The following is a 23,405-nucleotide window of genomic DNA, read 5'->3' on the forward strand; positions in this document are numbered from 1 at the left end:
AAAATGAAAAAGAATTATAAATTAATTACCGGCAGTGTCCTGTGCTTTTTACTGGCAGTTACAGGATGTACAAAATTAGACGAACATGTTTACGATCAGGTTGATGCGGCGAATTTCCTAACCAGACGGGATGATGTAATCCGGGATTTTCTTCGACCGTTCGAACATGCTTACTGGAGCATCCAGGGTAATGATGTTTACGCCGTTGGCGAAGATTGTACAGATGAAATTGGCACTTACAACCGCCAGGGCGACTGGCAGGATGGTGGCTATTATCAGCGTATGCACTACCACACCTGGACCGCACAGGATGGATTTGCAAATGGCGGATGGCGAAACTTCTACCAGGGTATCGTGCTGGCAACAAACTCTTTACAGGATATGGAGGGCATAACAGACCCAGCCAAACTGAGCATAACACCTGATGAATTAACTGATTTTAAAGCAGAACTGAGAACCTTGAGGGCCTGGTTTTACCTGCGTGCCTTCGATTTTTACCGGAACATCGAAATTGTAACCGACGTAAAAAATTCTACACAAGGTGGAACGCAGGCAACGCCTCAGGAGACTTTTAATTACATCGAATCTGAGCTTAAGGCTGCAATTCCGCTTTTACCAACACGGGAGCAGCTTGGCGCAAATGGAATTGGAAGGTGGACAAAAGCAGCCGCCGCGACCCTATTATCCCGCCTTTACCTAAACGCAAAAGTGTATATCGGTACAGATAAATACACAGAATGCGAAACCGTTTGTCGTGATATTATTGCCGGCAAGTACGGCAGTTATACCTTGGATAACCGATGGGACGCACCTTTCGACTATACCAATAAAACGCTAAACTCAGAGGTTATTTACGGTTTCCCAGGAACCTTAGCCAGAACGCACTGGCAATACGATAGTGGTATGTTTTTTTGGGGAATGACTTACGATGCTGCCCCGCTTTATTGTGGTTTCACAGATTTTGGACAGTCGAATCCCCGCTTTGCTTTACAGCCTGGCCGCGATGTAGACAGCGTGGAGTATACCCACACTTTGGGCAAACCGTTTGTTAAATTCCAGAAATATCCGGATGATCTGCGCTTGAAAAAGTACAAAAATCTTGGCGACAGCAAACGTGAAGGTATGTTTTTATATGGCTACCTACCCTACTCGAAAGTGGTAAACGGTGTTACCAGAACCGATACCGTAAGGGGAAATAAAGGTCCCTATGCTTTGTTTATCAGAGACCAGGTTGGCCTCTTCCTCGGTGCAAAACCTGGAGTAAAAATCGCCGATAAGGAGTCTAACATGAATCACGCAGATCATAACTCTGGCGTATTCCTGGTAAAATACCCGGTTTACCCAACTTCCGATCCGAACAGAATCACATCTGCCTATGCAGAAATCAGGTTATCTGAAGTTTACTATACCCTTGCAGAGTGCAGATACCGTGCAGGTGATAAAGCCGCAGCTGCCACGCTCCTCAATCAGGTAAGGCAACGGAACTATCCGGCAGCCTCACCGAGCTTGTATAATGCTACGGGCAGCCAGCTTACAGACCAGGAAATGCTTGATGAATGGGGCAGAGAATTTATTGGGGAAAACCGCCGCAGAACAGATTTGATCCGCTGGGGTGTATTCAACACAGGCATTTGGTGGGACAAAAAACCTGATGCAGATAAACACACGGAAATTTTTCCAATTGGACGGGATATTCTAAGTGCTAATCCTAAGCTCAAACAAAATCCCGGATACTAGTTATATCGCTCTCAAAAATAAATAAAGTTAAATTTGGATTAGTTGGGTGTCTCCGGTAAAACGGAGGCACCTTTTTTATGAATGCGATTTTAAGAACTACCGCTTTTACCGTTACTCAGCAATTAATAAAAAGTAATTTTTCTTGCCTTTCTGAACGACAATAAACTGCTCGTTAATTAAATGTGCTGTGGTAAATAGTTGGTTTGCATCTAAAACCTTTTCTTTATTTACTGAAACGCCACCACCCTGGATTAATTTTTTGGTTTCACCCTTTGACGCAAATACAGCGGTTTTTTCAGCAAGTAGTGTGGCAGCATCTAAACCCGCCTGCAACTCTGATTTGAGAACTTTGTACTGAGGAATCCCTTCAAACATTTCCAGAACCTGATTTGGCGACAAACTTTGCAAAAACTCGAGCGAGCCGTTGCCGAACAAAAATTCAGAGGTTTTAATCGCGGTTTCCAATGCTTCAGGCGAATGCGTTTTAACCGTTATATCTTCAGCTAAAGCTTTTTGTAAAATTCTTAAATGCGGTGCGGCATCATGCTGAATTTCTAAATCTTCGATTTCGGCCTTGGTTTTTAACGTAAAAATCCGAATCCACTTTTTAACATCATCATCAGATGCGTTTAACCAAAACTGGTAAAATTTATAAGGAGAAGTTTTTTCGGGATCTAACCAAATGGCGCCGCTTTCCGTTTTGCCAAATTTAGTTCCATCTGCCTTTTTTATCAATTGCGTGGTCATTGCAAATGCAGTTCCACTATCTTTTCTTCTAATTAATTCTGTACCGGTTACAATATTGCCCCACTGGTCAGATCCACCCATTTGTACCACGCAGTTGTGGTGCTTCCATAGATAGTAAAAATCATAGCCTTGAACCAATTGGTAACAAAATTCTGTAAATGACATCCCTGTATCGCCTTCAAGACGTTTTTTAACACTGTCTTTTGCCATCATATAATTCACTGTAATGTGTTTGCCAACATCACGGATAAAGTCTAAAAAGTTCATATTTTTAAACCAATCTGCATTGTTAACCATTACAGCGCCATTCCCAGCATCCTCAAACTTTAAAAACTTTGCAAGTTGTCGTTTCATGCCGGCTAAATTATGCTCAACAATTTCCGGTGTTTGCAGATTGCGCTCATCAGATTTCCCCGATGGATCGCCAACCATGCCTGTTGCGCCACCAACTAATGCAAAAGGCTTGTGCCCGGCATTTTGAAAGTGGATCAGTGTCATAATCTGCGTTAAATGGCCTACGTGTAGAGAATCTGCCGTTGGGTCAAAACCGATATAACCTGATGTCATACCCTCTTTTAACTTTTCTTCAGTATTAGGCATAATATCGTGCAACATGCCTCTCCAACGTAACTCTTCAACAAAATTTGTCATGGTATAAAATTATTGCGCAAAGATAGTTTTTTGAAAGTAAAGCCGAAAACGAAATCCGGAAGGTGATTTATAGATTCGAAAATTGATTTGTTATCTTCAGGTTAAGATAGCAGCTAATTTAAACTTCGCCACCGATAAAAGTTATCTTTACAACATGAATTTTCTTTCGCATTTTTATTTCGACAGGTTTAATAGCAATGCCAATGTGGTAATGGGCGTTGTGCTACCCGATTTAGTTAAGAATGCGTCAAAGGAAGCCAATTTGTATCCGCAAAAAAATGAGTTTTTATTCTTTGGAAATCCGGACGAAGAAGCCTTACTGGCGGGATGGAAAAGACATCTGGCCGTTGATTTATTGTTCCACTCATCTGAATTCTTCCTGGAAAAAACAACTGAATTGAAACACTTGATTATCCCTGTTGTGGAAAATACCGCCGTACGCCCTTCATTCCTGGCCCACATCGGTCTCGAACTCCTGTTAGATCACCTGCTTATCGAACACAATCTGGTACAGGTAAATCAGTTTTACGATAATTTAAGCAACGTTAAAAAAGATTCGCTGAGCGATTTCCTGGAACATTGCAAACTCAAAAATCCTGAGGTTTTTTTTAAATTTCTTGAACAGTTTATCAGCAGCAAATACCTGCTCAGTTACCAAAAACTGGAAAACATCAGCTATGCGTTAAACCGGATTTGTATGCGCTTGTGGCCGCAAACCCTTAATGAACATCAACTGAACCAACTTACTTACCAGCTGGCAGTTTTTAAAGAAATTTTGGATAAAGATTTTATAACCATTTTTCAGTACATAGAAACCAGGTTGGTTTAAACACTGAACCTAGCCGCCCACTTTAATCGATGCAACTGGCCGTTTCCGCTGCATATTTGAAGCAACGAGCACAGTACCCAAAGCTAGAGACAGAAAAACACCTTCTACAATTAGCCCTGTACGTTTTCTTTTTACACCCCGCATAATATTATAGAGCGCTATTACGCCCAAACTACCTAATTCTATAGCTCTTTGCGACTTAAAAGGCACGCTTCCCTTACGGGTGAAAGCGGCGGTTACCAGGCTATCTACCATGCTCAGATTTCTGGAAACCGACTTTTTTATTTTCCCTTTTCCATAGTGGATGCCAATGGCATTGCCAGCAAACTTTAAGCCTTCAAGTAATAAATCGTTTTTGATGTTTTTCTTAGTAGTCGTATTTTCCATATCTCTTCCCTCTATAAATTCAACACCACTTCCACGAAGAAGGTTTTGAGTATTTCAAAGTTTCCACCCAAGCAAAATCTAATTTGGCAAAAGCGAGATAAAGGCGATTAACTGTGGCAAAAAACAACAATTTTCTATAAGTTTGTTGCATGTCGTTATTTACTGCAAAAGAAGAAATGGATGCCCTTGTGGCAGAGTTAAACCAACATAATTACAATTACTATGTTCTGGCAATGCCAACCATTGGTGATTTTGAATTTGATAAAAAACTTAAGCATTTGGCAGAACTCGAGCATGCCAACCCGGAATATGCAGACCCAAATTCACCTACGCAAAGGGTTGGTGGCGACATTACCAAAAACTTCGTAACTGTTCCGCACAAATACCCAATGTTATCGCTCGGGAACACTTACAATGAGCAGGACCTCCGCGATTTTGATGAACGAATCAGAAAGGCGATCGGAGACAATTTTCAATACGTTTGCGAGCTTAAATTCGATGGCTTATCCATAAGCTTAACCTATGAAAATGGAAAACTACTCCGGGCCGTTACCCGTGGCGATGGCACCAAGGGCGATGAGGTAACCAACAATGTAAAAACAATCCACACCATTCCTCACCAAATAAAAAGCGATAAAGCGCCTGCACAATTCGAAATTCGTGGCGAAATTTTTATGCACAAAGCTGCCTTCCTCAAACTTAATGCTTATCGTGAAGAGCTTGGCGAGATTCCTTATGCAAACCCACGAAACTTTGCTTCTGGCACAATAAAAATGCAGGATAGCGGCGAGGTTGCAAAAAGACCCCTCGATGGGTTTATTTATTTCCTCTACACAGATAAGAATGAATTTAAAACCCACTGGGAAAGTTTAAATGCAGTTAAAGATTGGGGTTTTCACGTCTGCGAACATAACCGGCTGGTAGACAGTATTGATGATGTTTTAGCTTTTATCCACCACTGGGAAAACGAGCGCTTTAAGCTAAGTTACGACATTGATGGCATTGTTATTAAAGTTAACAATTACAGCCAGCAACAGGAACTGGGCTTTACCGCAAAATCGCCACGTTGGGCAATTTCTTACAAATATAAAGCTGCAGAGGTAGAAACTACACTCGAAAAGGTAACTTACCAGGTTGGGCGAACTGGCGCTGTGACCCCGGTTGCAAACCTGAAACCTGTTTTGCTTGCCGGAACAACCGTAAAGAGAGCAACTTTGCATAACGCAAATGAAATTGAACGGCTGGATTTGCACGAGGGTGATACCGTATTTGTTGAAAAAGGCGGTGAAATCATTCCCAAAATAATAAAAGTTAACCTAGATAAGCGTTTACCAAATGCTAAAAAGGTTCATTACCTTCATAACTGCCCTGAATGTGGAACTGAATTAATCAGAAAAGAAGGCGAGGCAGTTCATTATTGTCCGAACGATGAAGGTTGTCCGCCACAGATTGTTGGAAAAATTCAACACTTTATTAGCCGTAAGGCAATGAATATCGACGGATTGGGAGATGAAACTATCGAAACCTTTTTTAAAAGAGGACTCGTTAATCATATAAGTGATTTATACACACTTTATCAGAAGTCGGACCAGCTAAAGTCCATTGACCGCTTCGGTGAACGTTCAATAGAAAATATGCTTGCCGGTATCGAAAAATCGAAGGAAATGCCTTTCGAAAAAGTGCTCTTCGGCTTAGGCATTCGTTATGTTGGCGAAACTGTTGCTAAAAAATTAGCCGCGGGGGCAAAAAATGTAGATAACCTGGCTAAAGCAAATGTAGAAGAACTCATCGTTATTGATGAAATTGGACAACGCATTGCTGAAAGCATTGTTGAGTATTTTGCAAAAGCGGAGCATATATCGCAAATAGAATTATTAAAAGAGGCCGGATTACAGTTCGAAATTGAAGAAAAAGTAATAACGCTCGACAGTGATATGCTAATTGGAAAAACATTCGTAATTTCGGGCGTTTTTGAAAACTATAGCCGGGATGAACTAAAAGATTTAATCGAAGCTAACGGCGGAAAAATTTTAAGTGGCATATCGGGCAAGCTGAATTACCTGGTTGCCGGAGAAAATATGGGGCCTTCAAAACTGGAAAAAGCAAACAAATTAAACATCCCAATCATCAGCGATGCGGAGCTATTGGGAATGATAAAATAAGAAAGAGTGTAATTGAATTATTGGCTGATATGACGAGGAAATGCGCCATCGCTCCATAATTCACATTCAATAATTAAAAAAGTAATGAACAAATTTCAGGGTACTGGTGTGGCTTTAGTTACGCCTTTTAACACAGATGGAACAGTTGATTATAATGGTTTAGAGAACCTTATTAATCACCTGGTAAACGGAGGGATAGATTACCTCGTTTCTTTAGGTACAACCGGCGAAACAGCCACCATGACTAAAGACGAGAAGAAGAAGGTGTGGGCTTTTACTGCTGAAATTAACAACAATAGATTACCATTGGTTGCCGGAATTGGTGGCAACAATACATATGCAGTGGCCGAGGAAATAAAATCATTCGATTCTACTGGCTACAGTGCAATATTATCCGTTAGCCCTTATTACAACAAACCAACTCAGGAAGGAATTTATCAGCATTACAAGCACCTTGCAGAGGTTTCTCCGCTTGATTTGATTTTATATAACGTGCCCGGAAGAACGATGAGTAACATGACTCCGGAAACAACGTGCAGATTGGCACACGATTTTAACAATATCATTGCAACCAAAGAGGCATCAGGTAACTTCGACCAGTTTAACCAGATAATGCGTGATAAACCGGAAGATTTTCTTTTAATATCCGGAGATGATCCAATTACTTTACCAATGATTGCGTTAGGTGCTTCGGGCATTATTTCGGTAATTGCAAATGCTTTGCCGAAGCAATTTTCTGATATGGTAAACCTTTGTTTAAAAGGCGATTTTAAATCAGCGGTTCCGGCACATTTAAGCCTGATAGAATTTACAAAGTTAGCCTTTGCAGAAGGCAACCCCGCTGGGATTAAGGCGGCTTTAAAAAACCTCAACGTGTGTGATGATACAGTTAGACTTCCATTAGTTAAAGCATCGTCAGCACTTGAAGCGGCAATTGTAAAAGAATTAGAGAAGATAAGTGTAGTTGCTTAACATTCTTTAAACAAAAAACAGGTTGTTTTGCTATCAATAGCAATTAAAACAACCTGTTTTTTTTATGCAATCCACTTCTTCTGCGAAAGCAGCATAAAATGCTACAGTTTTCATTTTTCGCTGCCAGGCAAACAAAATGACGCAGTGCTTAATCGGTTATTAACTTACAAGCTTTACTTTCTTAGCTAACTTGGCAGCTGTTGATGCTCTTTTAATAAGGCTGGCCGGCAGTTTGATTACAGAAGATTCCTGCAATCCATCATTTTTTTTCGCGTCGAGCCTTTTCAACATCAGCTGAAAAATCTGCCCTGCTATTGCTTTAATGGGTTGCTCGATGGATGTTATTGAAGGGCTAATAAATTCCAGCAGTTCAAAATCATCGAATGAAATAAGTGCCTTTGAAGTAAGCAGCGATTTGTCTTTAGTTTTAAATAACTGAAGCGCACTCATGGTAAGGTAATTGGCAGCAAATAACACCGCATCAATATCCTTATTTTCGAGTAAAAAGCTTTTTATTTTACCAACGGTTGTTTTTTGGTCGGTATAAACAATCTTAAGAATATTCTCTTTGAGTCCAAATCTTTTAATCGTGTTCCGGTAGCCTTCTAAACGGTCGAGCATTTGTTGCTGAGCAGTTTCTATTGTGATGAACGCAATATTATTGAACCCATTATCAACAAGATGCGCAGTAGCATCTGCAGTAGCTTTTGCGTTGTCTGTGAGTACAAAATCTGCATTTATTTCGGGCAAAAATCTGTCGAAAAATACCATCGGCACCTTACTGTCGAGCAGCGACGACACTTCGTTTTCCAGGCCTTCCGGCAAGGCGATAATGTAACCATCAACCTGGCGCTCGCTAAAAATCTTCAACATATCGCGGGCTCGTTCTTTATCGTTTCCTATGCTGCCAAAAATTATCTTATAGCCGTGTTCTGAAGCTTTTTCATCGATATGCCTTGCAATTTCCGAGAAAAAAGGTTTCGAGATGTCATCTACTAGGAAGCCGACAATTTTGGATTTTCCTGTACGCAATCCCCTCGCAAGGGAGTTTGGCTTATAGGCCATTTCTGCTACGATTTTTTCAATCTTCGAAATTACCGACTCGCTAATATGTTTTTCTTTCGCTTTACCATTTATCACGAACGATACCGTTGTTACTGAGGTGCCGCTAATCCTAGCGATGTCTTTAATTGAAACTTTCTGCATTGAAAAATATCTTAAAACCTTTTATCTTTTGTTTATTAAAAAATAGGGTGTTTATTCTGTTAAAGTTAATAATTTCCGGTAACACCAAGTTCGAGGCCTCGAAGTTCTGCTAAACCCCTCAGGCGTCCTATCCCTGAATAGCCCGGGTTGCTCTGTTTCGCCAAATCATCCAGCATCTGGTGACCATGGTCTGGGCGGAAAGGTATCGGTTTTTCCCTCAGGGCATTTTCTTCAGATAAAGCTTTCATGATTTCGTACATATTTACATCGCCACCCAAATGGTCGGCTTCGTAAAAACTGCCATCTTCATCTTTGGTTACATTACGCAAATGTGCAAAATAAACCCGTGCTTTCACTGCGTTGAAAATTTCTAATGCATTATTCTCTACACCTGCGCCAAGCGAGCCTGTACAAAAGCAAACGCCGTTAAAAGGTTTATCCACGTTGCTGAGGATGTAATTGAAATCATCAAGCGTGCTTGCAATTCTTGGTAAACCCAAAATTGGATAAGGCGGGTCGTCTGGGTGGATGGTCATTTTTATACCCTCCTTTTCGCAAACACCGGCAATTGATGAAAGGAAATAAACCAGGTTTTCCCGAAGGCCATTGAAACCAATCCTGGCATATTCATTAATGCTGTTGCGCAGGGTTTCCAGTTCAATTTCTTTTTCGTTGGGTATGCCCATCAAAACATTTATGCGCAAATCATCAAGTTGCTGCTGGTTTAAAGTTGCAAACTTACTTTCAGCCCTTTCCAGAACTGAAACCGGGTAATCGCCTTTCGCACCGTCTCTTTTTAAAATATAAAGGTCGAAAACCGCTAAATCAATCCAGTTAAAATAGAGGGCTTTCGAGCCGTCGGTCATTTCCAGATCGAGCTGTGTGCGGGTCCAGTCTAACACCGGCATAAAGTTATAGCAAACCAATCAATCCAGTTAAAATAGAGGGCTTTCGAGCCGTCGGTCATTTCCAGATCGAGCTGTGTGCGGGTCCAGTCTAACACCGGCATAAAGTTATAGCAAACGGTTTTTATGCCACAGGCAGCAAGATTTTGAAGGGAAATTTTATAATTCTCAATGAATTTACCGGCATCAGCCCGGCGTGTTTTTATCGCCTCGTGCACAGGTACACTTTCTACAACAGACCAGCTCAGGCCTGCTGCCTCGATAATTGCTTTTCGTTCTGCGATATCGGCCAGCGGCCAGATTTCGCCATGTGGAATGTGGTGCAAAGCCGTAACGATGCCGGTTGCACCGGCCTGTTTCACGTCAGACAAAGTTACAGGGTCGTTAGGTCCGTACCAACGCCAGGTTTGTTCTAATTTTTTATATTTGGTTTTCATGTTTCGGCCGGAAGTGCTGGCATTAACTGCGATTAAGAGGCAAGTTTGTTGTGCAAGTTAGTTTCAGCATCACTTGTCAGGCTTTCCACTTTGCCAGATTCGACGAGCTCTATATATTCCGAAATAACACTGAGCATAATTTCATAATACAAATTCTTTTTGCCTTCTGCCCTCGTGAAGTGGAAAGCTTTCGCATTATTTAATTGATTTGAACTTACGCTGTAACTGAATGCGCTGGAATAAAGCCATCCCGGAAGGTTACGTTGAGGGAGGTCAATCGTACAATACCTCAAAGGAATTGCTGGTTGCCGATCATCTATTTTAGTCCGGTAAACCACCGGTAAATGCACAATGCCTTCTCCAAACAAATCAATAAGGACGGTAATTCTCTTTTCCATTTTCAAAATCCATTTGGAATAAGTTCCGGAAAGCATTTCTGGTCCGGTACGGCAATGAATCATGAAGAACAGACCTATCAACAATTTTTTCTTTGCAACTTATTTAGGTCTAAATTGTAAAAAAAACAAGCGCTAAATCTTAAACCACTAAACTTTATTTGCGTAAACGTTTAAGTAAAAATGCCATTTAGAGCAGGCATCGGGAAGTCTATCACCTGTTTGAAGAAAACTTAGTTATATAATTGGTTAAATAATTATGGTAAGGCATAAATCATCGACCAGATACCGTTCGCTCTACAAAATTGGTCTTTTCTAGTTTCGATACATTTCTAGTTTCAACTGCGTTGCCTGCATACGAAGGCTTTGATTTCCCCCAGATAACTTCGCTATTTTTTAAACTGATGTAGCCTGCATTTTCGAAATGAAACCCTGCGATAGCACTTTTTACAAGTCCTTCAACATTACTCGGACGCCGGTCATAAACGCCCCCAGGCAGGTTTGTAATTTTATCTATCAGTACAGAAACCTGGTCGAAATGAATATCTGAAATTTTATCGGCACTGGCGGCGCTTACATATACCCCGCTTTCGCCAACACAGCGAATGTTAGAAAAGTAAATGTTTTTAACTGAACCTACCTCCCCTTTTGTTTTCCCTTTAGGCAAGCGCCAGCCCGCATCCTTATTGTTTCCTGTTGCTCTCGGAAACGCAGTAATGTAAATTGGTTCAGATTTCCCCCACCAAACATCAGAGAATAACTTTGATTCAATCAATATATTGGAAAAAACCACATCACTCACAGTACCTTCATCCCGGTTTTGAATACCTATGCCACGGTTACTGCTGCGAATGTTACAATTATTAACCAGCACTTTACTAATCCTGTCCATATTTTCGGAGCCAATTTTAATGGCACACGAACTGGAAGTCATGGTACAATTGCTGATAACAATATTTTCGCAAGGACCATAAGATTCAAATTCCCGGCGATTTTTCAGGCAGATGCAGTCATCGCCAGATTCGATGAAACAATTGGTAATCCGTACATTTTTACTGTGGTCGATATCAATTCCATCGCTATTTCTAATTTTGATACTATTAAGCAAACTAATGTTTGATAATGAAACGTCATTACAACCGATAAGATGCAAAGTCCAGTACGCCGAATTTTGCAGCGTAACCCCATCAATATTAATTTTTCTACATCCGATAAGTGTTAACAGATGTGGCCTTGGATCTACCACGTTGAAAGGTTTAAGCACATAAGAATCCACCAACTCTTCGCTCATAAAAGATATGCCATTCCCATCCAACATCCCTGTTCCGGTAATACTTACCTGCTCTAAATTTTTTCCGCCTATCCACACGGTACCTTCTCCTTTATTCGCTCCGAAGGCGCTCTCTGTGTAAAGCGATTCATCCGGGCTTGCCAATATTTTGGCGCCACCTTCTACCCGGAGTTCAACGAATGATTTAAGCGCAAACGGCCCCGCTAAAAAAACGTGGCCGGCTGGTATCAAAACCTGGCCACCACCTGCAGCCGAACAGGCATTTATAGCTTTCTGAATTGCAGCAGCATCATTCACTTTACCGTTTCCTACTGCGCCATAGTTAAGCACATTAAATTTTGATTGTGCGCTGGCAACCAAAGTTCCAAAAACCAGCAGGGCAAAAAAGAGGTAATATTTCATATTGTTAGTTTAGCTTTTTTATAACAGCAGTGGTTACCAAAAGACGGTGTAAAGTGCAGCCATAATACCCAATATAATTACAGAAGCAACCATAAATCCCGGCGTAACCGCGAACATCGACTTATCAATCTCGAGTCCCTGCGGATTATTTTTGCTTTTCGGATCAGTAAGCGTAATGCAAACCATAACAATGATGATGGTCACGAAAACCCACGACATTCGATGAAGAAAGGGGATATCGCCAATTAAGCCCTGACTGATTGAAGGCAAAAACTTAAAAAATATGGAAAGCGGAATGGTTAACAATGCCGCACAAAGCGCTGCCCTTGAGGTTGTTTTTTTCCAGAAAAAGCCCAGTAAAAAGATAGCAAACACACCTGGCGAAATAAAGCCCACATACTCCTGGATAAACTGGTAAACCTGATCGAAACTTCTGAGCGCTGGGGCGACAACAATTGCTATCAACGAAGCTACAACAACAGACCACCGGCCTACAGCCACCATACGTGTTTCGGTTGCAGAGGGATTGATGTACTTTTTATAAATATCAAGCGTAAAAATTGTAGCAATACTGTTTGATTTTCCGGCCAGCGAAGCAACTATTGCCGCGGTTAGTGCTGCAAAAGCAAGACCTTTAATACCAACGGGTAATAAATTCATTAACACGGGATACGCATGATCCGGTTTAAGCGTGCCCGCAGCATCCAGCATTTCGGTATGAAAGTAGCCCCGCTGGTACAGTACAAAAGCTGCAATACCTGGAATAACAACGATTAAAGGTATCAGCAATTTGAGAAAGGCTGCAAAGATTAAACCGCTACGGCCGGTTTTCAAATCCGCACCAAGCGCCCGCTGTACAATGTATTGGTTACATCCCCAATAGTTTAAGTTATTTATCCAAAGGCCACCAACCAAAACTGCAACGCCCGGAAGTTCGTTGTAAAATTTATCCCCTTTGGAGAATATCATATGAAAATGATCCGAGGCTTCGCTTTTTAACAAAGGCAGCGCACCCAAAACACCATCAACATTTAGTTTCTGCGAAACCAATTGAAGGGCCATATAGCACGTTATTAAGCCTCCTATTACCAAAACAAAAACCTGAATTACATCGGTATAGCCAATTACCTTCATGCCGCCCAGAGTTATTATCGCCGAAAAAACCGCTAAAAATATGATACAGATGTTAAAAGGAATGCCGGTTATGGTTTCAATGGCTATGGCGCCCAGAAAAAATATCGAGGTAAGGTTAACAAACACATAAACCAAAAGCCAAAAAACCGCCATTAATGTGCTTACCGTATTGTTATAGCGGTTAGACAGGAATTGCGGCATGGTGTAAATTTTGTTTTTGAGGTAAATTGGCAGAAAAAATACGGCTACGATAATTAAAGTAGCGGCAGCCATCCATTCGTAACTTGCAATGGCCAAGCCCATGGCAAAGCCAGAACCCGACATGCCAATAAAATGCTCGGCAGAGATATTAGAAGCAATAATTGATGCACCAATTGCCCACCATGTTAGTGAACCTTCGGCAAGAAAATAGTCTTTGGTATCTGTTTTTTTCTTTTTCTTCGACCGGTAAACATAATAACCGTATGCGGAGACAATAATAAAATATAAAATAAAAACGGCGCAATCTAGCGCTGAAAGGTGATTCATGGTTGTTTGGTATATTTGGTTGTTCTAAAAATCAGAAAAAATTCCAATCAAAGCCGATCAAGCCCTGGATTTAATTACGTAAACGTTTTCGGTAAACTGGGGCCTAAATGCGGCAAATCAGCAGTTTGTAGAGGTTCTTTTTATCAGTGTAGATTTCAGCACAATGTTTTGTTCATCATCAAAACCTTTGTTATTCAAAATTTTAAACAAACACTTTGCAGCTTCATGGCCAATATCAAAAGCCGGCTGCGTAATGGTCGTTAGCGCCGGATTAAGCAATTTCGCTGAACTTAGGTTTGAAAAACTTAATACCTTAACATCCTGCGGGATGCTTAGCGACATGTTTCTGCAGGCCAGGTAAGTTGGTATAATGAATTCTTCTATCGAGGAAAAAATGCCATCAGGATGATGTTGCTGAAACAATTGTTCAATATTATCCACATTCTGCTCTTCGAGGTTTTCATAATGCAAAATTAGCTGCTCATCGAAATCAATCTCATTTGCCTTAAGCGCATCCTGATAGCCGGAAAACCTGGCTCTACCAGCCGGCAGTTTCTCCAAACCAAACAAAAAGGCAATTTTTTTGCAACCACAATCAAGCAAATGCTGCGTTGCCGCAAAGGAGCTCTCATAATCATCGGTTGTAATTTTAAAAGTCTGCAAAGACTCATAAACACGATCGAAGAAAACCAGCGGAACCTTTTTTACCAAATCCCGGTAGTAGTCATTATTGTACTCGTTACTGGAAACAGAGGTTAAAATCCCATCTACCCGCCCGTTTAATAAACTGTTAGTAAATGAAATTTCCATTTCAGTATCTTCATGCGTCTGGTAAATTAACACGTGGTAACCGTGTATTCTCGCCACTTCTTCAATCCCTTTTATCGCAAGCGAGAAAAAGTTGTTTGCAACGTCGGGAATAATTACAGCAATGGTTTTTGTTTTATGGCTACGCAAATTGCTGGCTGCAGGATTAGGCGTATAATTTAGCGCTTTTGCCAAATCCCAGACTCTGTTTTTTGTCTTTGCACTAATTTCGTAACTATCATTTAATGCCTTAGAAACCGTTGCAATGGAAATGTTAAGTTCCTGTGCCAGCCGTTTAATATTTACCTGATCCGAAGCCATTGCGATGTTGTTTGGTTAGTTATTTCATCAATCAAATTAACCAGCGGTTTAAATAAGCCAGTTAAATTATTGATGTTGGAAATGCAATATCTAAAATCCGGTAAGCAGAAATTCAACTTACCTACCGGCAATAAGGCACCCAAGCATACGAAAGTAGAAAATAATCGTAACATTAACGTTTATGTTACATAATTTTAACATTTACCCAAAATCCGGAATTGGCTAAGACAACACTAATTTCTGAAATAAACCTCCAAATTAATCGCCAGAGTGCCTTGTTTTCGGCAGCATATTCAGGTTTACTTAATCGTTTACGTAAATAAATTTCGCATAAAACAGCGTAATCAGGTTTCAAAAGCACAATTTTAAATCTCGAAAAAACAATAAGTTTTAATTTATATCTAACCATATATGAGCAATTCACAAACAGCTGCGAGGGATAGCAACAATCCTTTGGACAATCTCGATCAATGGGAAAACGATGTATTGAAGCGTTATCCGGATCCTTCTGCTATCAATTCGGATAAAGAAGAGCAGGAATTTAGAAATTATGCTGAAACAGAAAAAGACAGTGTAAAAGAATTTTACCGGCTAAACCATACCTATCAAACCTATGATTTTGTTATGGAAAAAAAGGCAAAGTATCTGGCATTCAACATAGAAGAAATGCCAATCTGGAATGCTTTCGATTTTCTTAACAAACTTGTAGATGATTCTGACCCGGATACAGACCTGGATCAGATGCAGCACCTTTTGCAAACTTCTGAAGCGATCCGCAATGACGGACATCCGGACTGGATGGTTTTGGTGGGACTAATACACGATATGGGTAAAGTTTTGTGCCTTTACGGCGAACCACAGTGGGCAGTTGTTGGCGATACTTTTCCTGTGGGATGTGCGTACTCAGATAAAATCGTTTACCCGGAGTTTTTTAGCAATAATCCAGATTTCCACAACCCGCTTTACCAAACGAAACTAGGCGTTTACGAACAGAACTGTGGATTGGATAATGTGCATTTATCATGGGGACATGACGAGTATGTGTACCATATGATGAAGCCATACATACCGGAAGCAGGCCTTTACATGCTGCGTTATCATTCTTTTTATTCGCAGCACCGGGAAAATGCCTACAATCACCTGATGAGTGAAAAAGACCACGAGCTGTTTAAATGGGTTAGATTATTCAATCCCTACGATTTGTACTCAAAAAATCCAAATCAGAAAAGCTGGGCAGAGCTTAAACCATATTACCAGGAACTGGTTTCCAAATACCTACCCGAAACGATAAAATTCTAACAACTATTAATCAAATAAAACTAACCATTTATGAACCTAATGCTACAAAAATCATGAAATCTAAATTTGTACGCTTAAAGTATGGCGGTATTTTTTTACTTCTTTTACTGATTTGCCAATCCTTTAATATCGTTTCGGCACAAACCGAACGAAAAATTACCGGAACTTTGACCGACACGGAGAACAGAGCTATTTTGGGCGCCTCTGTGGCCGTGCAGGGAACCAGTAAAGTAACGGTTACTACAGACGGAGGTGCTTTCAGCATATCTGCCAAAACGGGCGATGTAATTTCATTCACCTTTATGGGTTTCGAAACAAAAACCATTACGGTAGGTGCTGCATCGAACTATAAAGTTTCCATTACAGAGGCCAGCACTTCGTTAAAAGAAGTGGTTTTAGTGGGCTATGGTACCACTACCCGTAAAACTTTATCAAGTGCCATTACATCCGTTAAGCCCGAAGAACTTAACAAAGGTGCTATTGCCGATGTTGGGCAGCTATTGCAAGGTAAAGTTGCAGGTATGAATATCAGTGCCAGTGGCGATCCAAATAAACCTGCCGCAGTTATTCTCCGTGGTGCATCTACAGTTAACAGTCCTGGTGCTCCCTATTATGTAATTGATGGAATACCTGGAGCAGATATCGCGGCGATAGCACCTGCCGACATTGCATCTATTGATGTGTTGAAAGATGCGGCAGCTACTGCTATTTACGGTAACCGTGCCGCAAGCGGTGTAATTATGGTTACAACCAAACGGGGTAAAAAAGGACAATCGCAGGTTTCTTACAGCGGTTATGCTGGCGCAGAAAAGATAAGCAGTCAGCTCGATTTAATGAATGCAGATCAGTTACGTGCGTTCTTAACTGCTAACAAATCGGCCTTTTCGCCTAATGATGATCTTGGTGCGAGTACCGACTGGATGAAAGCTATTGAACGTTCTACTGCTTACGCTCAAAACCACAACCTTTCTTTTAATGGTGGCTCAGACCACACAATTTACAGTGGGAGTTTAAACTATTTCAAAAAAGATGGTATCTTATCTGAAAGTTCGTTGGAGCGTGTAATTGGCCGTTTAAATATCGATCAGTATACTTTTAACGATAAAGTGAAATTCAGTTTAAACATTTCAAATTCGAGCAGCAAAGCAATAAATGAGCCGCTTCAAAACATTGTATTATTGCAGGCGGCAAAACGCCTTCCGGTATCTCCAATTTACAATGCAGATGGTTCTTACTTCGAAAACTTAAACAATTCGGGCTACTTTAATCCCTTAGCGATTGTTGGCAATGCACAGGATGAAACAAAATATAACGTTTTGTTGGGAGGCTTTAATACAGAAGTGAAACTTCCCTGGGGATTTACTTACAACGTAAACCTGTCTTACCAGAAAACTACCGCTTCGCACGGTGAATTTTACAGCAGCTATTTCGGAAAATACCCAACCTCAAACTTTTACAATAACCCAGACCCAGGTATCGGTATCGCACATACACTAATCGGAAGCTTATTCGGATCTAACGGTTCGGCCTTAAGAAGTAATTTTGAAAATACAACTAAAACCCTCGAAACATTTTTAACCTGGAACAGACAGCTCGGCGATCACTCTATTAATGCAGTGCTTGGCTACACCTATCAGGACAATGTTTATGGCGATGGTTTTCAAACTTCAAGTACAAATTTCCCGACGGATAACATTGGCTTTTCTAACCTAACGCTTGGTAATCCATACGCCATTTCTTCTTACAGAATTAATTTGGGTAACGACCTTACTTATGGCAGGATACTAATGATATCAGATTTTTTCAGGGTGAATTATAGCTATAAAGACAAATATCTTTTTCAGGGCTCCATCAGACGGGACGGCAGTTCGGTATTTGGCGACAGCAACCAATGGGGATACTTTCCATCTGCAGGTGTTGCATGGAGGATCAGTGAAGAAAATTTCATGAAAAACCAAAACGTTGTCAGCGATTTAAAACTTCGTTTAAGTTACGGTGTAACGGGTAACTCTTCGGGCATTGGTGCCTACACAGGGAAACTAATTTACGGTACAAGCGGCACCTATTACAACAACGGCGTTCAGGCGGCAGCGTATGCGCCGGTGCAGGGCTCAAACCCAAACCTTAAGTGGGAAAGAACAGCTACAAAAAATGCTGGTATTGATTTTGGGCTTTTCAAAAATAAGTTAACAGGAAGTGTAGATGTATATGATAAAAACACTACTGACATGCTTTTTAGATATAGCGTTTCTGCCTCACTTGTTCCGGGTGGTTCAATTTGGGCGAATGGTGGAAGCATAAACAATAAAGGTATTGAGGTGAGTTTAAACGCAACCCCGGTTTCGGCCAAAAATTTCTCATGGTCTACCAGTGTGAACATGGCTTACAACAAAAACAAAATTACAAGCTTAAAAGGACCTTACTCAAATGGTGATTCTGTTAGATATTCTGATCCTGAAGGACCGGGACAAACGAACGCGACACTGCAAATCCTTAAAGTTGGGTATCCGTTAGGCCAGTTTTTCTCGCTTAAATATGCAGGTAAAGATGCAAACGGAAACTCTTTGTTTTATAAACGCGACGGCTCAACAACTAATAGTCCAGGAATTGGAACAGATTATTTTTACTTAGGAAGCGCACAGCCAAAGGTTTTAATGGGTTGGAGCAATACCTTTAAATACAAAGACTTCGATTTAAACATATTTATTAGAGGTACTTTCGGTAATAAGATTTTCAACGCAACAAGAGCAGATTTGTCTTACACGGCCGGTGCAACAGTTAATAATATACTTAACAGCGCAGCCGATGACAAGATATCTGACACCAGAAACTCTTACTATTCTGACAGATATATAGAAAACGGTTCGTACGTTAGGCTTGATAATGCAACGCTGGGCTACAATTTTAAAACACCGTTTAAATATGTAAGCAACATCCGCTTGTACGGCTCAACCAATAACCTGTTTACCATTACTGGTTATAAAGGTATAGACCCGGAAGTTAACCAGGGTGGCGTTGCACCAGGTGTAGATTACAACAACTTCTATCCAAAAACACGCACCTTCTTGCTTGGTGCCAACGTATCATTCTAAAGAAAGAAATTATAAGTTATGAAAAAGATAATATTTGGAATGTTAGCCCTGATTAGTGGGGTGTTAATGTTTACCTCTTGCCAAAAACTTGATGTTCCGATTACTTCGGAACTTACACCAGAGTCGTATCCACAAACTGCCGCACAACTTACATCGGCATCCGGCCCCGTGTACATCAATTTAAGAAGCGATTATGCCAGTACATACTGGTTTTTACAAAGCTCATCTACAGACGAATCTGTGCTCGCCATTTTTGGTTCTGACTGGATTGACGGCAATAAATACCTTGAATTGCATCGCCACACCTGGACAAAAGATAATGCCTGGGTGGCGGCTGGCTGGTCTTATTTAACCAACATCATCGGAACAGCAAACCAAACCATTTCCATTATCGGAAATTCAGCTCCGGCAGGTGCAACAAAAAACACCAGTATGGCAGAACTTAAAACCATGCGTGCCTTTGCTTATTACATGATGATGGATTTATACGGAAACGTTCCTTTAGATACCTTGTATGGCGCAACCGATTTAAAATCCAATGCACCAAGGGCAAAAGTGTTTTCGTATGTAGAAAGTGAATTAAAGGCGGCTATTCCATATCTTAAAACAACAACGGGTACAGCAACATATGGCTTGCCAACAAAGTACCTTGCCTACTCCATTTTGGCAAAAATGTACTTAAACGCAGCTGTTTATACTGGCACACCACGATATGATGACTGTATTGCCGCTTGCGATCAAATCGTCAATTCTGGTCTTTACAGTATTGAACCGATGTCTACCTATCTTCAGATGTTTTACCCAACCAACGGACCCTCGCAAAAAGAATTTATTTTCGCCATTCCTTTTGATGCATCTACATCCAGCGGAACAATGGCCCATGCAAGGTATGATCTTAACCGAAATCTGGGCATCAGGTACTTATATTCCGGTTCTACTCCAGGTGCTTTCACAAATCCGGTGATGAATCAAAATACGGGTAGCGGACTTGTTAACAATAAGCCTAGCGGACCAAGAATGACCACTTCTGAATTTTACACCAACTTTAATGACCCCAACGATATTCGCAACAAACAATGGCTTACAGGTTTGCAAACCTGGCAGGATGGTAGCCCGGTGATGGTTAGCACAACAAATCTTGGTTACGACCAGTTCTATGCGGGCTCAACTCCTGCGGGCGTTTTAACCTATCAGCTTAACTTAACGCCATTAACTTCTTCGCGTTTAGGCGCAAGTGCTTACGATTTAGGAAAAGATGAAATTGCCTGGAACACAGGCTACAGAAACATAAAATTTCTGGCCGATTACACCAACCCGATTAACCGCAACCAAAATAACGATATGCCTGTTTTCCGCTATTCTGATATCGTATTGATGAAAGCTGAAGCAATTTTTAGAGGTGGAACGGCCACTTTGGGGGCAACAGCTTTATCTTTAGTTAACAGTGTTCGATCTAACCGTACAACTTCCCCTGCCCTATCGGCAATTACTTTGGATGTTTTGTATAATGAACGTTGTAAAGAATTTACCTGGGAAACCTGGCACCGCAATGACATGATTAGATTCGGCAAGTTCGAGGCAAGTTATGGCTTATCTAAAACCAATGCAGATACCTACCGCAGAATTTTCCCAATTCCGAGTACTGCGATTGCAACAAATAACACTCTCGTGCAAAACCCAGGCTATTAATGTATCATTTTAAAAAAGTTTAGCTTTACTAAAAACCATAAAATTCCCTCCTCCTGTGGCTATTGCTACAGGAGCGGGATTTTTGCATTTACTGCGAACTTTTCAAAACCACTAATTCTATTTTTTTTGACCTTGAAACCTTTGCTACCAACACCATGCGCATCATTTTTTCTATCGCCTTCCTTTTCTGCTTTGGTCTTTCTGCCAAAAGTCAATTATTACTGAAAAGCGGAGTGCCAAATGCGCCCGCCGGTAAACTCATCAAAGTAGATTCGAGCTTAAATTTCATCGCAATGGGAGATTGGGGAAGAAACGGTGCCGACCATCAGAAACAGGTAGCTGCCGCAATGGGGCGCACGGCTTCAGATATCAAAGCACAGTTCATAATTTCTACCGGCGATAACTTTTACCCAAGCGGCGTAATCAGTGCACAGGATCCCCTTTTCAGATACTCTTTTGAAGACATCTACACAGACTTTTCGCTACAATGGGATTGGTATGTGGTTTTAGGGAATCACGATTACAAATCAAATCCGGATGCTGAAGTCGAATATTCAAAAATCAGCAGAAGGTGGAAAATGCCTGCACGTTATTTTTCCAAAAAATTTGCAATCAATGGCGACGCCCAAAACCAGGTGTTAATCGCTTTTATTGACACCAACCCACTGATACCTGAATTCTATAAAAATGCCGAATACGGGCCAAATGTTAAAGGTCAGGATACCGTAGCGCAGAAAAAGTGGCTTATTAAAACCCTCGAAGACAAAGACCCGTCCATAAAATGGAGAATCGTTGTAGGTCATCATCCCATGTACACTGGCGGCAGCCGAACCGATGCCTATGATACTAAGGCAGTAAGAAATTCATTAAAAGCCGTCTTCGATAAGTATGGCGTAGATGTTTACCTCACCGGCCACGAACACAGCTTACAATACATTAAACCAGATGGACAAACACATCATTTTATTTCTGGTGCCGCATCAGAAAAAACACCTGTTAAATTAATTCCGGGAGCAGAAATGGTTGCTTCAGAATATGGATTTATGTTATTCTCGGTGCAAAGAAATCAATTACTTGTGCAGGTAGTTAATGAAAAAGGCGAAGCAATTTACCACACCACAATTAAAAAATAAGCTGTATTAAAATCAATAAATTTACGCTGCTCATGAGTATAACCAGTTCAGAAATGAATTCCACTAAAACCGATTCAAAAGAACAAAATGTAAAGGCTAACGGCCGGCTTGTTTCTCTCGATGCCCTTAGAGGTTTTGACATGTTCTGGATCATTAGCGGCGAAGGAATTTTTCATGGCCTGGCTCAGGGCATAAAGCAAAATTACGGTCTGGTTCAAAACACATACAACTGGCAAATCGAAAAAAGCACATCGCTATCGTTTATAGAACGTTTGCTGATAACAATAAGCAATCAATTACACCATTCACCCTGGAATGGTTTTACTTTTTACGACCTCATTTTTCCGCTCTTCATATTTATTTCCGGCGTTTCAATGCCCTTCTCCTATCAGCGTTACCTGGATGGAAAAGTTTCCAACCAAGGTGGAGGGAAACAGATTTACATGGCTTTAATAAAAAGAACGATAACGTTAATAATTTTAGGCTTTATTGTAAATGGTTTGTTGAAGTGGAATGGTTATGAAAATACGCGTTTCGCAAGTGTGCTTGGCCGTATTGCGCTTTCAACATTTTTCGCAGCGATAATTTACCTTAACTTTTCGCTGCCTAAACAACTTATTTGGTTTGCATTTATCCTGATTGGCTATTACTTGCTTATGGTAACTTTTCCCGTACCAGGTTTCGGAAGCGGCGTGTTAACACCTGAGGGTAATTTTGCCGCCTACTTCGACAGGCTGTTTCTGCCCGGCAAACTGCATAGAATTATTTACGATCCGGAAGGCTTGATGAGTACTGTTCCATCTATATGCTCTGCGATGATGGGCATTTTCACCGGAACATTTATCAAAGGTAAATCGGCCACCCTAACCCCGTTAAAGAAGATGGGTTTCTTACTCGCTGCGGGCTGTTTATGCATTTGCCTTGGGCTGCTTTGGTCTGGAGTTTTTCCAATCAATAAAACAATGTGGACCAGCTCTTTCGTTTTGTTTGCCGGTGGATGGAGCCTCATACTGTTTTCACTATTTTATTTCCTTTTCGATATTTGTCCGCTCAGAAAGTGGTGTTTACCCTTCATCTGGATTGGAAGCAATTCCATTTTAATATACATCTGTGCACATGGTCTGGTAAATTTCGAATCGAGCTCTAGCTTTCTTTTTGGAGGTTTGATAATGAAAATGCCGCCCGAATGGCAACAGGCAGGGCTTTGGACTGGCGTGCTTATCATTCAACTATTTCTCCTGAAAATACTATACGACAACAAATGGTTTTTAAAAATATAAT

Annotated in this window: 18 protein-coding genes; 9 read left to right on the plus strand and 9 right to left on the minus strand. The window is 40.9% G+C overall.

Going from position 1 to position 23,405, the window contains the following annotated elements:
- The first annotated feature begins 3 nt into the window (after window positions 1–3).
- Window positions 4–1,737 carry a RagB/SusD family nutrient uptake outer membrane protein gene (locus ASG14_RS12710; RefSeq protein WP_056871777.1) on the plus strand — a complete coding sequence of 578 codons (1,734 nt, stop codon included), beginning with the start codon at window positions 4–6 and terminating at the stop codon, window positions 1,735–1,737.
- 111 nt (window positions 1,738–1,848) lie between these two features.
- On the opposite strand, the gene tyrS is transcribed toward ASG14_RS12710, so the two are convergent.
- The gene (gene tyrS / locus ASG14_RS12715) at window positions 1,849–3,135 is read right to left on the minus strand and encodes a tyrosine--tRNA ligase (RefSeq protein ID WP_056871418.1); all 1,287 of its coding nucleotides are present in this window, start codon (window positions 3,133–3,135) and stop codon (window positions 1,849–1,851) included.
- Window positions 3,136–3,289: 154 nt separating this feature from the next.
- On the opposite strand from tyrS, the gene ASG14_RS12720 reads away from it, so the two are divergent.
- Window positions 3,290–3,964 carry an ACP phosphodiesterase gene (locus tag ASG14_RS12720; protein ID WP_056871419.1) on the plus strand — a complete coding sequence of 225 codons (675 nt, stop codon included), beginning with the start codon at window positions 3,290–3,292 and terminating at the stop codon, window positions 3,962–3,964.
- Between the two features lie 9 nt (window positions 3,965–3,973).
- On the opposite strand, the gene ASG14_RS12725 is transcribed toward ASG14_RS12720, so the two are convergent.
- Complete coding sequence (locus tag ASG14_RS12725; RefSeq protein ID WP_056871420.1) at window positions 3,974–4,351, minus strand: hypothetical protein; 378 nt, start codon at window positions 4,349–4,351, stop codon at window positions 3,974–3,976.
- Between the two features lie 149 nt (window positions 4,352–4,500).
- On the opposite strand from ASG14_RS12725, the gene ligA reads away from it, so the two are divergent.
- Entirely contained in the window at window positions 4,501–6,513 is a 2,013-nt protein-coding gene (ligA, locus tag ASG14_RS12730) for an NAD-dependent DNA ligase LigA (protein ID WP_056871421.1), read from the plus strand.
- An 84-nt stretch (window positions 6,514–6,597) separates the two neighbouring features.
- Window positions 6,598–7,485, plus strand: coding sequence for a 4-hydroxy-tetrahydrodipicolinate synthase (gene dapA, locus ASG14_RS12735; protein ID WP_056871422.1), 888 nt, complete (start codon window positions 6,598–6,600; stop codon window positions 7,483–7,485).
- 159 nt (window positions 7,486–7,644) lie between these two features.
- Here dapA and ASG14_RS12740 read toward each other — a convergent pair whose 3' ends face one another.
- The 7 genes from ASG14_RS12740 to ASG14_RS12765 all read right to left on the minus strand — a co-directional run bounded on the left by ASG14_RS12740 (window position 7,645) and on the right by ASG14_RS12765 (window position 14,911).
- Window positions 7,645–8,691, minus strand: a complete 1,047-nt coding sequence (locus ASG14_RS12740) for a LacI family DNA-binding transcriptional regulator (RefSeq protein ID WP_056871423.1) — start codon at window positions 8,689–8,691, stop codon at window positions 7,645–7,647.
- 65 nt (window positions 8,692–8,756) lie between these two features.
- Window positions 8,757–9,599, minus strand: a complete 843-nt coding sequence (gene uxuA, locus ASG14_RS12745) for a mannonate dehydratase (protein ID WP_369817229.1) — start codon at window positions 9,597–9,599, stop codon at window positions 8,757–8,759.
- Entirely contained in the window at window positions 9,587–10,033 is a 447-nt protein-coding gene (gene uxuA / locus ASG14_RS20710) for a mannonate dehydratase (RefSeq protein WP_369817230.1), read from the minus strand. Before uxuA (ASG14_RS20710) ends, uxuA (ASG14_RS12745) begins: the two co-directional genes overlap by 13 nt.
- A gap of 32 nt (window positions 10,034–10,065) precedes the next feature.
- Entirely contained in the window at window positions 10,066–10,515 is a 450-nt protein-coding gene (locus tag ASG14_RS12750; RefSeq protein ID WP_162238735.1) for a hypothetical protein, read from the minus strand.
- Between the two features lie 187 nt (window positions 10,516–10,702).
- Window positions 10,703–12,121 carry a glycoside hydrolase family 28 protein gene (locus ASG14_RS12755; RefSeq protein ID WP_056871425.1) on the minus strand — a complete coding sequence of 473 codons (1,419 nt, stop codon included), beginning with the start codon at window positions 12,119–12,121 and terminating at the stop codon, window positions 10,703–10,705.
- A 33-nt stretch (window positions 12,122–12,154) separates the two neighbouring features.
- Window positions 12,155–13,783 (minus strand): sodium/sugar symporter, encoded by a 1,629-nt coding sequence (locus tag ASG14_RS12760; protein WP_056871426.1) that lies wholly within the window; start codon window positions 13,781–13,783, stop codon window positions 12,155–12,157.
- A gap of 117 nt (window positions 13,784–13,900) precedes the next feature.
- Window positions 13,901–14,911, minus strand: a complete 1,011-nt coding sequence (locus ASG14_RS12765) for a LacI family DNA-binding transcriptional regulator (RefSeq protein ID WP_056871427.1) — start codon at window positions 14,909–14,911, stop codon at window positions 13,901–13,903.
- A gap of 411 nt (window positions 14,912–15,322) precedes the next feature.
- Between ASG14_RS12765 and ASG14_RS12775 the strand changes: the two genes are divergently transcribed.
- From ASG14_RS12775 to ASG14_RS12795, 5 genes are all read left to right on the plus strand, one after another.
- Window positions 15,323–16,210, plus strand: a complete 888-nt coding sequence (locus tag ASG14_RS12775) for an inositol oxygenase family protein (protein WP_056871429.1) — start codon at window positions 15,323–15,325, stop codon at window positions 16,208–16,210.
- A gap of 53 nt (window positions 16,211–16,263) precedes the next feature.
- On the plus strand, window positions 16,264–19,302 hold the full coding sequence (locus ASG14_RS12780; protein WP_056871430.1) for a SusC/RagA family TonB-linked outer membrane protein: 3,039 nt from the start codon (window positions 16,264–16,266) through the stop codon (window positions 19,300–19,302).
- An 18-nt stretch (window positions 19,303–19,320) separates the two neighbouring features.
- Window positions 19,321–20,991 carry a RagB/SusD family nutrient uptake outer membrane protein gene (locus ASG14_RS12785; protein WP_056871431.1) on the plus strand — a complete coding sequence of 557 codons (1,671 nt, stop codon included), beginning with the start codon at window positions 19,321–19,323 and terminating at the stop codon, window positions 20,989–20,991.
- A 155-nt stretch (window positions 20,992–21,146) separates the two neighbouring features.
- Entirely contained in the window at window positions 21,147–22,124 is a 978-nt protein-coding gene (locus ASG14_RS12790; RefSeq protein WP_157274919.1) for a metallophosphoesterase, read from the plus strand.
- A gap of 53 nt (window positions 22,125–22,177) precedes the next feature.
- Window positions 22,178–23,404: an acyltransferase family protein gene (locus ASG14_RS12795; protein WP_056871778.1), complete on the plus strand. Its 1,227-nt coding sequence runs from the start codon at window positions 22,178–22,180 to the stop codon at window positions 23,402–23,404.
- The last annotated feature ends 1 nt before the right edge of the window (window position 23,405 follow it).

Origin of the sequence: Pedobacter sp. Leaf194 (assembly GCF_001423945.1) — a bacterium.
Classification (GTDB): Bacteria; Bacteroidota; Bacteroidia; order Sphingobacteriales; family Sphingobacteriaceae; genus Pedobacter.